Below are 14,752 nucleotides of genomic sequence, written 5' to 3'. Positions count from 1 at the left end.
CTTGAGTCTCCAGTAGTCTCCTACTAGTTTGGTGGCGACTACGGTGCGGTCTTTATCAAACCCGGCATATTTGACTAGCTCGGGATCGATGATAATTCTGCCCTGCTTTTTATCCAATGCGGTTTCGGTCATGCCCTCTATGAGTGAATCCGCCATATCAGCCAGCTGTTCATCGAACAGAACCGGCATAGCTTCTCCGCCCCTGCCGCCCATAGCGGCCTTAAAGTGCTTTTCCCAAACTGACTTTGGATATAAGTGCAGGTAGTCTTTGAAGCCCTTGGTAATGATGACATCCTCGCCTGCTAGCTCAGCATGAAGCTCGGCTGGTATTGTTAGCCGATTTTTGTCATCAAGTTTGCGGCGAAAATATCTCATCTAGACTCCGTTTAGTAACCCTCTTTTTTAAACTCTCTTGAGTAATGTTTTTGTTTTGTACTACTCACTGTTTAGATGATATCACCCATATTTACCCACTGTCAACTATTTTTACCCACATTATGCTTATGTTTATTAAATAAATTAGTAAAATGGCTTAAGAGAGCCATTTGTAGACAAAAGAAAATATAGAGCTCATAATGCAGCCAAGCAGAACCCCACTAGTAGGAGAGCAATATGGGCCTGTTCATCTGTACCAAATGTGGATGTGTAGAGAACACTGCCCTCTCTAAGTACGCTATTAATCTGGGCAAGAGAGACCCTCTTTGCTCAGAATGCGATCCGGAGATTGGTCAGTGGCACGGCATGTTCGAAAAGAAACTCTGGGATGGCCAGAGTGTAGTAAAAAACCCCGACCAAGCCCAAGACCACAAACGCCATCGAAAATAAGGCTCGACTCTTTCCAGGGTCGGGCCTTTAGCTTTCGAGCCTTAAATTTTAGAACTTAGCCAGCGACTTCTCTATCTCTGCGGATAAATCTTTAATCTTGACCCTCACCTGTTTCAGTGTATCGCGATGGCGGATCGTTACCGATTTATCTTTAAGCGAATCAAAGTCGACTGTCACACATAAAGGGGTGCCTATTTCATCCTGACGGCGGTAACGGCGGCCGATCGATTGGGTTTCGTCATACTCGCATCTATAATTGCCGGCACACTGCTCATACACCTCCCTAGCCACCTTACTTAGCTCTGGCTTCTTAGATAGCGGCAGTACAGCTACCTTAACCGGTGCAATCTCGGGCTTAAATCTCAGTACCACTCTTTTTTCACCCTTTACCTCTTCCTCATGGTAGGCACTGTGGAGAAGAGCCAATAGCAGGCGCCCGACACCAAGTGATGGCTCAATAACGTTCGGGATGTATCTGTCACCCGATTCTTGATCGAAGTAGCTCAGATCCCGTCCGCTGCCCTCTGATTGGGATTTAAGGTCAAAGTCGGTCCTGTTTGCTATCCCCCATAGCTCCCCTGTACCAAACGGATAAGCATACTGAATGTCAGCGCTAGCCGCCGCATAATGGGCACGCTCTGTACCTGTATGCTCATGCCAAACCAGATTCTGTTTATTTAGGCCAATCGTAAGCAGCCAGTCCCAGCAGATTTGCTTCCAGCGCTTGTATTCTTTGTCTTGATCTTTAGGGTGAATGAAATACTCCAGCTCCATCTGCTCAAACTCACGCACCCGGAAGATGAAATCGCCCGGTGTAATCTCATTACGAAAAGCCTTTCCTATCTGAGCTATACCGAATGGAATCTTCTGCCTGCTGGTTTCTGCCACGTTTATAAATTGGGTAAATATACCGCCAGCCGTTTCTGGCCGCAAGTAGGCAGTACTCGCATCACTCTCCACCGGACCGACATAGGTCTTAAACATCATCTGAAACTTACGGGCCGGTGTAAAGGTGTCGCGAGCGCCGCAGTTCGGGCATTTCTTGCCCTGAATCAGCTTGTCGTACTCTTTAATAGACTCAACCGTTCGGCCAGCAATATGGTCGGCCCTAAAGCGATGTTTGCAGCTCTTGCAATCGATCATAGGGTCAACAAAGGTTTCTACGTGGCCACTAGCCTCCCACAGCTTAGGGTGCTGGATGATGGTGCTATCTAGACCCACCACATTCGGCCACTTGTAAACAAAAGCTCTCCACCAGGCGTCCTTAAGGTTCTTGGCCAGTTCAGTGCCATATGGACCCCAATCCCAGAAACCGCCGATACCGCCATAGATATCGCTGGCCTGGAATACAAAGCCGCGCCTTTTCGCGAGTGATACTAATTCTTCAATTGTCGGGCCAATTGGTTTTGTTGCCATAGTGGGTTTTATTATAGATAGATAGGGATAACTCGTAAACGGCAATGTTCAAGCCAGCAGGCTAGCTGACTCGAAACGACGACCGAAAGTGTATTCTATAAAACGGTCGCAAGCCGGTAGTGAAACGCCGGCAATCCGTGCAGCATCTTGAATACTACTCAGGGCTTTTGCCTCGCAAACCAATATCACCCTCCATAGCTTAATAGCCTGGGGGCTGAGCTTGGGCTGGCCAGTGCCGGCGCAATTCGTATCGGCGAGTCCCCCCAGCTCTGCAACCAGCACATAGTTTTTGGTAGCATCCGCTTCTCCGCAGATTACGCAGCCCTCCAGTCTGGGTCGATGCCCCAAGCGATCTAGTAGGTTAAGCTTGAACCATAGCTCTAGGGTTGGTTCGGCTGGCCGTGCGTCTAGCTGCCTATATGAACTCTGCATTACCTCAAACAAACCGTCATTCTGGCTATGCTCTCCAGCCAGTTTATCTATCATCTCGGCGAACATATAGGCCTGCTGCAGTTTTTGCCAATCACCGGTAACTGTCTTACCATAATGCAGCAACCGGGCCGAAGTTATCACGTCTAGGTTTTTGCCTTCAGCCAGCATCAGGTCGGCCTCACAAAAGAGCTCCAGGTGGCCGGCCATACGGCTTTTGATCTTTCGTACGCCACGGGCTACTGCCCGCACTACGCCCCTATCACTCGTTAAAAAAGTAATAATTCTGTCTGCTTCGCCCAAATTATGGCGCTTCAGCACTATCCCCCTGGTTTTATATAAAGCCATAACTATATTTTAGCACCTGGCAGCAACCGTATCTCTAATACGGAGAATAAGAAACGCAGCTTTTTACAAAATGCGTGAACTGAGCTCTAGCCCAATACCTTCATGACTTTGGAAACAACCTCATCCGGAGTATGATGCGACTTAATCAAATAATCATTCACTCCCAGTGCCTTAGCCAAATCCTGATTCATATCAACCTCGGCCTCACCCAAATTCGTCAGCAAGATAACTGGCAGATTGCGCAGCTTGGGGTTCTTTTTAATTTCTTTCAAAACATGGAAGCCATTTAACTTGGGCATCAGGATATCTAGCAAAACAATATCCGGGCGGTAATCCTCTAATAGCCTTAGACATTCCTGCCCATTGGTCGCAACCACGATGTCGTGCCCCTCTAGCTCAAACTTAGCTTGGTACATTTCGACTAAAATCGGATCATCTTCTACCAGCATTATATTGGCCACTAGTTTTTACCTCCCTTAAACATATTGTTCAATTATAAAGATTTATCGTCCCCTAGCAACGGTAACTGTTTAGCAATCGGCAAGCTGAAGCTGAATCGACTACCCTTACCCTCGCGACTAGTTACCCAAATCCGCCCGCCATGCGACTCTACTAGGTTCTTGACGATGTAGAGGCCTAGACCCGTTCCGCCTATGCCTACCTGCATAGTCATGGGGTTATAGACCCGACCGAACTTCTGGAACAAGCGCTGGTTCTGTGAAGCCGAAATGCCTATACCCTGATCTTTTATTGCAACAACCAACTCATTGCCTTGCACTCTAAAATTAATCTGCACTTCACTTTTTGGTAGTGAGTACTTAATAGCATTATCGATCAAGTTGATTAATATTTGCCTCAGTCTAGTCTCGTCGGCCAGTACCAAAGGCAAGCGCTGTTTACGGTTGACCTTCAGCATAATCTGCCTCTCGAAGCCCTTGGTGGCCAGCTCCGCTACTACTTCGGTTATCAGCGGCTCAATCGAAAGCGGAGCAGTTCTAAGCGTTATTTTACCGCTTTCGATGTAGCTAACATCCAAAAGATCTTCTACTAAATTAATCATCCGCTGATTGGTCTGATAAACCTTACTCAGCACACGAGACTGTTTGTCCGCTAGCTCACCAAAATCTTGATTAATCACCATACTTAAAAATCCCTTAATGGCCGACAGCGGCGTACGCAGCTCATGTGACACTATCGAGATAAAGTCGCTTTTAACTGCCTCTATCTCGCGTTCGCGTTGAGTATTACTTATTACTGCTATGCCGCTGGTCACCTGGCCAGACTCATCCATAATCGGAGAGTAATTAATTTCGGTCCATATATTATCACCGTTTTTGATCTTTATGAGCTGTTCGCTTTTAGCCACAGTCTGGCCTTCCGCTATTACTTTCTTTATAGGCTGGGTGCGGGCAAACCGGGTGTTATCCATGGCCGAAGTTTTAATTACAGTGGTAAACGGCCGCCCTATTACCTCCTTATTACTATAGCCGGTAATCTTGGTCGCAGCTGGGTTAAAGCCCACAATTAGACCTTTTCGGTCAAAGATCACTATGCCTTCTTCGGTAAATTTAAAGACGGCTTCCCAGCGCTCGCGGCGGGCATTCACCTCATGATACAAACTGGCATTTTCTACAATGACCGCCAGCCTAAAAGCCACAAGATGCAGCAGGCGTAGATCATGTGCATCATAAGCCCGCTTACGATGACTAACCGCAATCACACCGATAATCTTAGATTGAAACATTACCGGCATAGCCAGCAAGTTTTTACCTTGTACCGACTCATCTTTGTCTGCATTCACGTGTACCGATTTGCGGGTTAAGAAAGCTTTAACAATAGGAGAATCATCCCCTAGGTCATACGACTCCGGATGCTCATTGAACGTCGTGCTGGTAGCCATACGCTCGAGCTTCTTAGACACCGGGCGGTAGTGGTAAATACTGGCGGCTGGTGAACCCAAGAGTGATATTAAGGCTGAAAGATACCTTTGGTATATCTGCTCGAACTTAAAGCCCTTGAAACTGCTTAGCTCTACTAAGCTTGAGATATCGCGTGAATGCTTTTGAGCTAGCTGGGCCATATTGTTTGCCTCAGCTGTCTTCTGCACCAAGGCCGTGACATCGCGGGTAGTTATGGCTACCCCTTGATGACCGCCAGTGTGGCTGCGGATCGGTGAAGCCACCAGCTGCAAGTGCTGGGTTCGGCCGCCAAAATAAGCTTCGGCGTAAAAGGTCACTTCTTGGCCCTTATGTGCTTTTGCCAGTACATCTGCAATATCGATGTCGAAAGTGAGGCGCTTCTTAATCTCCGGGTCATCTAGGGCTTCAACCAAGTTCTTGCCGTACATACTCTCGTTCAGCTCCTCGAAACGAGAGTTGGCAGTGGTTACTACATTTTCTTTATTTAGCAGTACCATGCCAATACCGTGGCTGGTTTGAATAATATTCAGTTTCTCGCGTTCAGCATGTACCTGGGTATGATCCCTTAGGCTGACCAGTATGCCTATAATATCGCCGCCCACGCCATAATAGGGGCCGAACAGCGCCTCAATGGTGGTTTGATTATTGCTCTTGTACACCCGCATAATTATGCGACTGTTCTTACCCCGGGCGGCCTTTTTGCAGGTAAAATCAATCGATTTATCGACTCTAATGCTCGGCTGCCCGTCTGTCTTAGAGCCCACAATCTCTTGCAATGTGCGGCCCGAGTCCTCCGAGGAAAGACCGAGAAGCTGCCTAGTGGCCTGGTTAAAATAGCGGATGGTGCCGGTAGTACTCAAAACTATTAGGCCGTCCTGCATGTTCTCACGGACACGATCGATTTCATTACGAGCCTGGGCACTATCTTCAAACAGTTTTGAATTACCCAGAGCCACCGCGCCTTGTTCGGCTAGCAGCTTTGTAATTCTGATTTGAGAGTAACTAAAAACATGCGGAACTTTGGTGTAGAACACCAACATACCGGCTAAGCTGCCATCATATATTAGCGGCGCCACCATTAGCGAGCTAAAGCCGATCTCAGACAGCCAGCGATGGTTGGGATGCGGCGATTGGGCCAGATCTGAAAACTGTTGTGGCTCGCGAGCTTCAGCCAATTCTTTTATAAATGCACTACTGGCCTTGATCTTCATTTTGGTAACGTACTTTTTCGGTAGGCCGTGATTACGATAGATCTTATAGGCGGTCTTGTCGCTGCCCATAAATAGAGCTGTGGCATCGACTCGCATCAGCTGACGAGTCTGCTCTAATAAGCTGTCTGCAACTTCATCGAACTCAAGGCTGGAGGAAATAGTTTGAGACAGCCGAAGCAAGGTTTCTGTTTCGCGCAGATTATTATCGACTGCTCTGCGCAGCCGCAGGTTTTTCATAATAATGGCAGCCTGGGTGATGACTAGTTTAATTTTTTCATACTGGTCAGGAGTCAGCCCGGATTCGCTGAGGGCTACAATAAAACCAATGTGCTGGGTATCAGACCTAAGCGGGGCCACATGAGCCATATGCAGACCACCTGCCTCCAAACGAGAGGCTGCGGTCGGGCCGAACAGTTGAACAAGAGGCTGTTCGGTAATATCGAATTCAATAAATTCCAGTGCCAAAACACCCTTCTGCAGAATAGGCAAAGACAGCTTGGCCGGATCAGGTAAGCCGATTGATTCCACCAAGGTCAGCCGGTCCACATCATCATACGCTAGTGCTACTACTGCGCCATGCTCAAAGCTGTCTGCTACAACCTTACAGCTCAAGTGCATTAAATCTTCTGCGGTCTTGGCCGATAGAAATTCACCGGTAACCTCTTGCAGGTTGGCTAAAGAAGAGTGCGTGCTGGGAACAGCCAGCGGATACGATTGGTGAAAAATGTTATCTTTTTTCGGCATTCCCGCTTTCACTCTTAACAATTACTAGACTAAAGGTAGCATGCGGCAAGACCCGCTCTCAAGCTTAGGCATTATCGTTTTATATCAGTTGGTTACTGTATTTCTTAGTTATTTTGTAAGCAAAAAAAGAATGCGCTCAGGGCCGGCAAATGAGCCATTAGGGATTGATTTTGATTTTAGCAAGGATTTCATTAAACTCAGGCAAATAATCCCTGTTTTCGGTTGAAAGCGCCATTGTCTTGTCGCGCACAGACAGTACGACCATCACTCCATTGTGGTTTTCGTTATCTATCACCCCCTCAAACTGGGTAGCATCCAGACCTGAAACCTTCACGGCTTTTTGAGTAAGTGTCTTTTTCTTCACCTTGTCCTGATACGATTTTATTATTTCCGCCGCTGGCTTGCGCAGCAGCTCCAGCTGGAAGGCAAAAGTATTGCGGCTGTCTTTGTTTACATAGACATAATCCGGTCCAGCTATTAGGTTTAACTGATTAGTGCCGGCGGCAGCATACTCGCTTAGCACGCTCCAGTTTTTAGGCACCTGCAGCTCAAATTTACCGTTTACTTCATCGGCCACGTAGGTTTTGTAGGGCAACTGGGCCTCGCGCTGGGACTTTACGGTATCTTCTTCTTTTTGCTTCTGTTTGGCCTCCACGACAGCTCGCGCCACCTTGCTATCAAAGTCTGTCTGCAAACTATTGCGGGCGTTATAGGCTAGTACCGTCAGCGTGCCAAAGAAAACCATCCCAAAACCCAGGAAAACAGTTAGGACCAAGTGCAAGCTAACTTCGCCGCGTGTACTAATCATACTTATGCTTATTGTACTGCACTATGGGTAGAGATACAAAAAAGCGTTCTTGGTGGTTTTCTGCGGTTTTTTACCGGGAATGCGGAAAACATAGCTCACTACCTTCGTAGGCCTTGTAACCTCACGCTTTAACTTCTGATCAAGCTTAGCCATATAATGGTCAATTAAAAAAACATATATGGCATCGGCCTGCGGAAGCATAGCATTCCAATAATTACCGAGACGGAGCTGGATGTATTTGCGATACCGCCAGCACATTACTAGCGACCACAGGTACAAAAGTAAGTTGATTTCATAACCAGTGCCGTACACCTCCCTTTTAGCCGCTGCCCTAAGCAGCCGCCCGTCCCCCGCGCCTAAATCCACCAGTTTATCTCCTGGCTTTAAGTCTGCCAGATCTAGCAAAGACTCTTCATCTTGCCGGCGCACGGGGAGATACGGAGCGCCTAGGAGCGCCGCAAGCGCAAACCCACCGCCCAGCACTAAAGCGACTGCAGATAGCAGCCAGGTTACATCACTCGGCAAAGAGGTCGGGGTTAGCATCGGCTGCGGTTTCGACTGCCGGTGCAGAAGCACTGCCATCGAACTTCTGTTTAATCTTCTCCACTTTGTTCTCGATGACTTCAAGCTCTTTTTTGAGGTCTTCTGCCAACTGCATGCCGCGTTCAAACTTGCCTAAAGCTTCATTCAGGTCGACCTTATCTGATTCAAACCATTCAGTAATCGCTTCCAACTCTTCTAATTTTTTTCCAAAATCCTGTTCTTTCATTCTTTTACTTTCGTGTTTACTTCGCCTTTGGCCAATTGTATCACGAGCCCATCGCCGGTTTGAACCTGCGCGGGATCGGTAATCACCTGCTGGCCGCGGCGGGCAATAGCGTAACCGCGCGCAAGAGTGGCCTTTGGGTCAAAGCTAGCCAGCAATCGCTTGTAAGCCTGCAGTTTTTGCTGATGCGAGCTTACGAGCTGCTGCTGCCGACTGGCAAGCTGCGATTGCAGAAACTGTACCTGGTTCTTGGGGCGGTGCAAGAACCTTTCAAAATGAGACATAAAACGGTGCAAGCCTACCCGTTGCCATTCAATGGCTTTCTCTAGACAGCGCGACATTTGATATACCTGATGATTAACCTTTTGCCCTACCTCCCGCCTGTCCGGCACTGCGAGCTGGGCCGCGTGTGTTGGAGTAGACGCACGTTTATCGGCTGCGAAATCGGCTAGTGATACATCACCTTCATGCCCTACGCCAACTACTGTCGGCGTTCGGCTGCCGGCAATGGCTCTAGCAACCGGCTCGGTATTAAAGGCCTGCAGATCCTCCAGGCTGCCCCCACCCCTGATTATTACCAAGGCATCTGGCGGGCTGGGCATTTGATTGAAGTACTCGATAGCCGCGACTATTTGATCGGGTGCCGGTGCGCCCTGCACCTGCACATCCGCAACCTGAACGGTAATACCTCCCCACCGCTCATTCAGCCGAGTAATAAAATCTTTATACGCTTCAGATTGCTGGGAGGTGATTAAGCCGATGGCTCTGGGGAATGGGTCTAGAGTGCGTTTGCGATCTTCGGCAAACAGACCTTCTGCGCTTAGCTTCTGTTTAAGCAGTTCAAAGGCTCGCTTCAGTTCACCCTCACCCGCCAAACTAATTGATTTAACAGTAAAACTGAACTTGCCCCATTTGGTCAGCTTAGGGACACCGGTCACCCGTACCTTCATGCCGTCTTCTATCGGCATCTTCATTTGGTACTGTACGGCAAAGCATGGCAGGGTGGCATCATCGTCTTTAAGGTCAAAAAACACCCATTTGCCTTGGTTTAGCTTATAGCCCGAAACCTCGCCCTCGACCGTAACGGCTGGGAAGGCAAAACTCAAGGTTTCGTTGAGAATCTCAATAAAATCCTTAACGCCTATTACTTGGTCTGTCGGTGGCTGCATATTGAATATTATAAAGTGCTTTAAGCCATAAACCCACCTATCGGTGTACAATACGGCTATGAATTATATCGCTATTTTGGGTCGGCAGCCAGAACTCGGCCTTTTGGAGCTAGAGTGCCAGCTGGGCGCGGGCGGCGTTCGCCCATTTGGCAAGGCCGCAATAATAAATAAACAAGTGGATATCAATCGTTTGGGCGGCGCGCAGAAAATCGGCCGGATCATTCACCAAGGCAAATCTGCCGATATAGCAGATGTATTAGATACCTCCCTATTGCCTGTTGGCCAGAAAGCGAAAATTACCTTTGGGCTGAGCTTTTATGGGATTCAGGCTAATAAAACATTCGTTATTAGAACTGCCTCTCAGCTTAAAAAGAAATTGAGGCAGCATGGATCTGTGCGATTCGTGCCGCCCAAAGAAAAGCTGGAGCTGACTGCCGCCCAGATTAAGTTTAATAAGATGCTAGAGGAGGGCTTTGAACTACTGGTAGTCGTAAGCAAGCAGCAGATGGTCATCGCCTTGACTGAACAGGTCCAGGATATAGATTGGTACTCCAAGCGTGATTACGAGCGGCCCGCTAGAAGCGCAAAGGTCGGGATGCTGCCCCCAAAACTAGCCCAAATTATGGTAAACACCACTTCTGCCCCGCTGGTTTACGACCCTTTCTGTGGTACAGGCGTCGTACTACAGGAGGCTCTGCTGCTTGGCCTGCAAGCAGCAGGTTCAGATAACTCCCCAGAAATGCTGGCTGCCACACATAAGAACCTCAGCTGGCTAGCTGATCTGAGAGATGTTCCTGAATGGAGCGCAGAAGTAGCAGATGCTAAAAGTATTACTCTCCCCAGGGAAAAAAAGCTAGCGATTGTTTCAGAGGGCTACCTGGGCCCAAACCTAAGCACCAAGCCCTCCGTTTCTGATACTGGCAAGATGCAGCACGACCTTAAGCCGCTGTATCTGGACAGTTTAAAGAACTGGAGCAAGCAAATACCCTCTGGTACAGAAGTAACAATTACTTTCCCCGTCTGGCATACCCAGAACGGCTGGAAAAAGCTGGATATAATTGACGCCATACCTGGTTTAGGTTATAATTTCAGGAGTTTTGCGCACACTGATGCGCATAATTTAATCTATCGCCGGCCAGACCAAACAGTTGGACGACAGATGCTTTTATTAACGAGGACTTAGCGTGGCGCATACAAAAGCCGCAGGCTCAACAAAATTAGGACGCGATTCAGCCGGTAAACGCTTGGGCGTAAAGACCAGTGGAGGTACCATGGTAAAAAATGGCAACATTATAGTCCGCCAGCGCGGCACCCGCTTTGAAGTAGGCGCCGGTACTGCCATGGGAACAGACCAGACTATTTATGCCATCAGAGCCGGAATTGTTAACTTTACCACCAAGCAAGTCACCAAGTTTAGTGGGCAAAAAGTGCGCCGCAAGTTCGTCTCGGTTGAACCCGCCGCCCCCGTCAAAGAGCCGGCTAAATAGTTAGGCTCTAATTTTTGCAGATGGCTGCTGCTGTTTAATAGCGGCCCCCATGAAAGACTTAAACAGTGGATGCGGCCCTAGTGGCCGCGATTTGAATTCAGGGTGGAACTGACTGGCCACAAAAAACGGATGGTTTTTTATTTCGATTAACTCCACCAACCGCTTGTCGGGCGAAAGGCCGGCCAGCACCAAGCCGGCTTTTGTAAGAGCGGGCCGATACTTATTATTAAACTCATACCTGTGCCGATGGCGCTCATTCACCTCTTTTTTGCCGTATGCCTTAGCACTAATGGTGCCAGGCGCAAGAACGCACTTATAGTTCCCTAAACGCATCGTACCTCCCTTTTGATCTATATCTTTTTGATCGGGCATCAGGTCTATTACCGGATGTCTTGCCTTGGGGTTAGCCTCGGTAGTGTGTGACGAGCGCCCCAATGTTTTCCGGGCGAGCGCTACTACGGCCGTCTGCATTCCCAAGCAAAGGCCCAGATACGGCAGATTATTTTCCATAGCGTAATCGGCGGCGGTAATCTTACCTTCTACTCCCCGGGAGCCAAAACCGCCGGGCACCACAATGCCATCGCAGTCGCCCAAAAGCTTAGTGGGACCCTCGGCCTCAATCTGCTCAGCGTCTATCCAGACTATCTCGACCTGTCGATCGTAAGCCCAGGCTGCCGACTTTATTGCCTCGAACACACTCATATAAGTATCTTCGTGATCCATGTATTTGGCTACCACACCAACCCTTACCACCGGCTTATCACTTTTTGCGATAATCTTGCCCAGCGAGCGCCAAGAGGATAGGTCCGGCTTGCCTGCAGCTAGGCCCAGTTTGCGGCATGTGTATTCGGCGAGGTTAAACTGCTCTAATGCGAGCGGTACCTCGTAAACACTCCTGGCTGTCGCCAGCGGCACAATGCCGTCCATGTCGATATCGCAGAACAGGCTGATTTTATGCAAAATATGTTCGCTGACCGGCCGCTCTGCCCTGGCCACAATAATATCTGGCTGAACGCCGGCCGCTCTTAGATCGCGCACCGTATTCTGCGCCGGTTTAGTCTTAAGCTCCTTGCTGGCCTCTAGGTATGGTAGGTAAACCACATGAGCCACCACCGTGTTTTCGTGGCCGACCTGGCGGCGAAACTGCCGAATGGCATCCAAAAAGGCTAGGCTTTCATAGTCGCCCACTGTGCCGCCAATCTCTACAATATGAATATCGTAGCCACGGCCGGCCTCCACGATTTGGTTTTGAATCTCGCCCGTGACATGAGGGATAATCTGGACTGTTTTACCTAGGTATTTGCCGCTTCTCTCATCTGCAATGATATTGGCATAAATCTGCCCATTCATCAGCGAGCTTTTTTGAGTTAGCTCTTGGTCTAAAAACCGCTCATAGTGCCCAAGATCCAGATCGGTCTCGGCCCCATCGGCCGTCACAAACACCTCACCGTGTTCTGCTGGGTTAAGGGTGCCGGCATCGGTATTCAGATAAGGGTCACACTTTTGAATGTTTACCTTATAGCCGCGAGCTTTTAGTATAGTGCCCAAAGAAGCGGCTGTAATGCCCTTTCCAAGCCCGGAAAGCACTCCACCTGTCACAAAAATATACTTGGTTTTAGCCACCTATTCCCCCATAAGCATTAGCGGTATTCTCTTCTTTTAATCATACTGTATTAAGGTTTTTTATAAAAGCGTTGGCATTATTTAGTGGGCTCGCTAGACCTAGATGCTATCTGCTACTTTAATTCCTGCAGGGCTCTCTCCAGCTGCGGATCGCGGCTGGCATCAAAATCGGCCTGTGTCTGTTTAACCTTAATATCCGGCTTAATACCCTCTTTGTCTATATTGCGGCCCTTTGGTGTATACCATCTGGCTACCGTAATCTTCAGCTCTCCTCCAGGGATCTTAATAATCTCCTGCACGCTGCCTTTGCCAAATGTTTTTTCTCCAATTAGCTTGGCAGCCCGATGATCTTGCAAAGCACCTGCTACAATCTCACTGGCTGAGGCGCTGCCTTCGTTTATCAGTACCACGAGCGACACTCCAATTAATTCCCCGCCCTTCTGGCTTTTAAGGCTTTCACGCACCTTTTGCCCATGCTTTTCCTCCACTATCAGTTTGCCTGCAGGTAGGAACTGGCTAGAGACATCGACCGAAGAGGCAAGATAGCCGCCAGGGTTATTGCGCATATCGAGTATGAATTTGGTAGCGCCCTGCGCCTTAAGGCTGCGGGCGGCTTCGGCCACCTTCTCCCCGCTATCATCTGCAAACCGCGTGAGTTGAATATGGCCTATATTACCGTTTTTTAAACTAGATTTAACACTAGAGACATTAATGACTTGGCGGGTAATATTAATATCGAACGGCTCGCCATTGCCGCGAATGATCTTAAGCATTACCTTGGTGTCTTTCGGTCCGCGAATCTTACTCACAGCTTCATCTAACGGTAGACCGGCCGTATCTGTCTCATCCACCTTTATGACATAGTCACCCGGTTTGAGCCCGGCCGCCTCAGCCGGTGAGCCACTTAAAGGGGCAATAATAGTCAGCTTGCCGCCCTTTATGCCGACCTCGGCACCAATACCTGAAAGCGTCCCTGAGAGATCATCCTCCAGCGCCTGCGCCTGCTCTTTGTTCAAGTAGACAGTGTAAGGATCGCCTGTTGACCCCACCAACCCCGCTTTGGCACCCTCAAGCACCTTCGCCGGATCTAGCTGGCCATCATATTTACGCTGCAAGATTTCATATGTTTCTTGCAGGCTGGCAAAATTAAGGCTTTTTGTATCGGTGCCTACAGAAACCACACTAGGGCTGACCTGGCCGAATACAAAACCAACACCGACAAGTAGTAACGTCGCCCCAATGGCTGCTATTTTGCTAATCTGAAAATTATCGGGCAACCAAAATCCTTATGTTTATAAGCTTATTGTATCACTTTTGGGGGCAGTTAAAAGTGAATGAACTGCAGGCCGCTGGCTGAAATGGTATTTGTGCTGTATAGGCCTTGATTCTCAGCGTTATACTGGCTGATATCAATAGTACCGTTACCATTCACGCGCTCAACATACATAACGTGTCCGTATGGCCCCGAAAGCGAAGCAGCCACATCTCCGGCGCGCGGATTGCCATCTACCGGGATACCGGCTGCTCTAGCGTTATCCGGCCACTGCTTGGCATTGCCCCGGCCGCCCCAGTACGGCATATACCGGCCGGAACTGGCCACCTTGAAAGCCGTATAACTGACACACTCACGGTTGTACATCCCCCAATCGTCCACCAGGCTATCTTGCGGGGCGTTACACCACTTGGCCGGGTAACCGCCCCCGCAGGAGCCGGCTGTCGAACCCCTGCCGAATTGGGAGGATATAATTGCTGCCTGCTGCCGCTTTAACTCCTCGGCTTTGGCATTATTAGCACTGGCAAGCTGTGCATAGCGGCCCTCTTCGCCGCGGGTAACGCTTAATATTTGAGCAGCTTCAGCCTGCTGTATGGCTAAAGCCTGGGAAAGGTCTGATTGCTGTTTAATAGCAATTTCCATCTCGGCCTTCTGTTTCTCCAGATCGGCCTTAAGCTGAACGATAGCCGATGACTGTTCCTGAATGTGATCCTTGATAGTATCCAAATACTGCT

Annotated in this window: 15 protein-coding genes; 3 read left to right on the top strand and 12 right to left on the bottom strand. The window is 48.9% G+C overall.

Going from position 1 to position 14,752, the window contains the following annotated elements; translation table 11 throughout:
- Positions 1 to 375: hypothetical protein (locus VNA68_00285; protein HVE80573.1), on the bottom strand; the 375-nt coding region annotated here is incomplete at its 3' end.
- A 237-nt stretch (positions 376 to 612) separates the two neighbouring features.
- Between VNA68_00285 and VNA68_00280 the strand changes: the two genes are divergently transcribed.
- Entirely contained in the window at positions 613 to 825 is a 213-nt protein-coding gene (locus VNA68_00280; protein HVE80572.1) for a hypothetical protein, read from the top strand.
- A gap of 48 nt (positions 826 to 873) precedes the next feature.
- Here the strand turns inward: VNA68_00280 and VNA68_00275 are convergent, their stop codons facing one another.
- From VNA68_00275 to xseA, 8 genes are all read right to left on the bottom strand, one after another.
- Positions 874 to 2,241, bottom strand: a complete 1,368-nt coding sequence (locus VNA68_00275) for a glycine--tRNA ligase (GenBank protein ID HVE80571.1) — start codon at positions 2,239 to 2,241, stop codon at positions 874 to 876.
- Between the two features lie 48 nt (positions 2,242 to 2,289).
- Complete coding sequence (gene recO / locus VNA68_00270; GenBank protein HVE80570.1) at positions 2,290 to 3,018, bottom strand: DNA repair protein RecO; 729 nt, start codon at positions 3,016 to 3,018, stop codon at positions 2,290 to 2,292.
- Between the two features lie 86 nt (positions 3,019 to 3,104).
- Positions 3,105 to 3,479 (bottom strand): response regulator, encoded by a 375-nt coding sequence (locus VNA68_00265; protein HVE80569.1) that lies wholly within the window; start codon positions 3,477 to 3,479, stop codon positions 3,105 to 3,107.
- A 32-nt stretch (positions 3,480 to 3,511) separates the two neighbouring features.
- Positions 3,512 to 6,892: an ATP-binding protein gene (locus VNA68_00260; protein ID HVE80568.1), complete on the bottom strand. Its 3,381-nt coding sequence runs from the start codon at positions 6,890 to 6,892 to the stop codon at positions 3,512 to 3,514.
- Positions 6,893 to 7,049: 157 nt separating this feature from the next.
- Positions 7,050 to 7,700, bottom strand: coding sequence for a hypothetical protein (locus VNA68_00255; GenBank protein ID HVE80567.1), 651 nt, complete (start codon positions 7,698 to 7,700; stop codon positions 7,050 to 7,052).
- 21 nt (positions 7,701 to 7,721) lie between these two features.
- Positions 7,722 to 8,243: a hypothetical protein gene (locus VNA68_00250; GenBank protein HVE80566.1), complete on the bottom strand. Its 522-nt coding sequence runs from the start codon at positions 8,241 to 8,243 to the stop codon at positions 7,722 to 7,724.
- Positions 8,215 to 8,469, bottom strand: coding sequence for an exodeoxyribonuclease VII small subunit (xseB, locus tag VNA68_00245; protein ID HVE80565.1), 255 nt, complete (start codon positions 8,467 to 8,469; stop codon positions 8,215 to 8,217). Before xseB ends, VNA68_00250 begins: the two co-directional genes overlap by 29 nt.
- On the bottom strand, positions 8,466 to 9,635 hold the full coding sequence (xseA, locus tag VNA68_00240) for an exodeoxyribonuclease VII large subunit (GenBank protein HVE80564.1): 1,170 nt from the start codon (positions 9,633 to 9,635) through the stop codon (positions 8,466 to 8,468). Before xseA ends, xseB begins: the two co-directional genes overlap by 4 nt.
- 58 nt (positions 9,636 to 9,693) lie before the next feature.
- On the opposite strand from xseA, the gene VNA68_00235 reads away from it, so the two are divergent.
- The gene (locus VNA68_00235; GenBank protein HVE80563.1) at positions 9,694 to 10,818 is read left to right on the top strand and encodes a hypothetical protein; all 1,125 of its coding nucleotides are present in this window, start codon (positions 9,694 to 9,696) and stop codon (positions 10,816 to 10,818) included.
- A 1-nt stretch (position 10,819) separates the two neighbouring features.
- Positions 10,820 to 11,122 (top strand): 50S ribosomal protein L27, encoded by a 303-nt coding sequence (gene rpmA / locus VNA68_00230; GenBank protein ID HVE80562.1) that lies wholly within the window; start codon positions 10,820 to 10,822, stop codon positions 11,120 to 11,122.
- Here the strand turns inward: rpmA and VNA68_00225 are convergent, their stop codons facing one another.
- From VNA68_00225 to VNA68_00215, 3 genes are all read right to left on the bottom strand, one after another.
- Positions 11,123 to 12,745 carry a CTP synthase gene (locus tag VNA68_00225; protein HVE80561.1) on the bottom strand — a complete coding sequence of 541 codons (1,623 nt, stop codon included), beginning with the start codon at positions 12,743 to 12,745 and terminating at the stop codon, positions 11,123 to 11,125. It lies immediately after the preceding gene.
- A 113-nt stretch (positions 12,746 to 12,858) separates the two neighbouring features.
- Positions 12,859 to 14,022 carry a S41 family peptidase gene (locus tag VNA68_00220; GenBank protein ID HVE80560.1) on the bottom strand — a complete coding sequence of 388 codons (1,164 nt, stop codon included), beginning with the start codon at positions 14,020 to 14,022 and terminating at the stop codon, positions 12,859 to 12,861.
- A 47-nt stretch (positions 14,023 to 14,069) separates the two neighbouring features.
- A partial coding sequence (locus VNA68_00215) for a CHAP domain-containing protein (GenBank protein ID HVE80559.1) occupies positions 14,070 to 14,752 on the bottom strand: 683 nt, incomplete at its 5' end.

The sequence above is a fragment of the Candidatus Dormiibacterota bacterium genome, assembly GCA_035536395.1.
Lineage (GTDB): Bacteria > Patescibacteriota > Saccharimonadia > UBA4664 > DATLOE01 > DATLOE01.
Note: the sequence above shows the minus strand (reverse complement) of the source record. Positions and strands in the feature narration are given on the sequence as shown.

What these genes read in the sequence shown, in the direction of transcription:
- VNA68_00280 (HVE80572.1), top strand. Translation starts at nt 613, where the DNA reads ATGGGCCTGTTCATCTGTACCAAATGTGGATGTGTAGAGAACACTGCC.
- VNA68_00275 (HVE80571.1), bottom strand. Translation starts at nt 2,241, where the DNA reads ATGGCAACAAAACCAATTGGCCCGACAATTGAAGAATTAGTATCACTC.
- recO (HVE80570.1), bottom strand. Translation starts at nt 3,018, where the DNA reads ATGGCTTTATATAAAACCAGGGGGATAGTGCTGAAGCGCCATAATTTG.
- VNA68_00260 (HVE80568.1), bottom strand. Translation starts at nt 6,892, where the DNA reads ATGCCGAAAAAAGATAACATTTTTCACCAATCGTATCCGCTGGCTGTT.
- VNA68_00255 (HVE80567.1), bottom strand. Translation starts at nt 7,700, where the DNA reads ATGATTAGTACACGCGGCGAAGTTAGCTTGCACTTGGTCCTAACTGTT.
- VNA68_00250 (HVE80566.1), bottom strand. Translation starts at nt 8,243, where the DNA reads ATGCTAACCCCGACCTCTTTGCCGAGTGATGTAACCTGGCTGCTATCT.
- xseB (HVE80565.1), bottom strand. Translation starts at nt 8,469, where the DNA reads ATGAAAGAACAGGATTTTGGAAAAAAATTAGAAGAGTTGGAAGCGATT.
- xseA (HVE80564.1), bottom strand. Translation starts at nt 9,635, where the DNA reads ATGCAGCCACCGACAGACCAAGTAATAGGCGTTAAGGATTTTATTGAG.
- VNA68_00235 (HVE80563.1), top strand. Translation starts at nt 9,694, where the DNA reads ATGAATTATATCGCTATTTTGGGTCGGCAGCCAGAACTCGGCCTTTTG.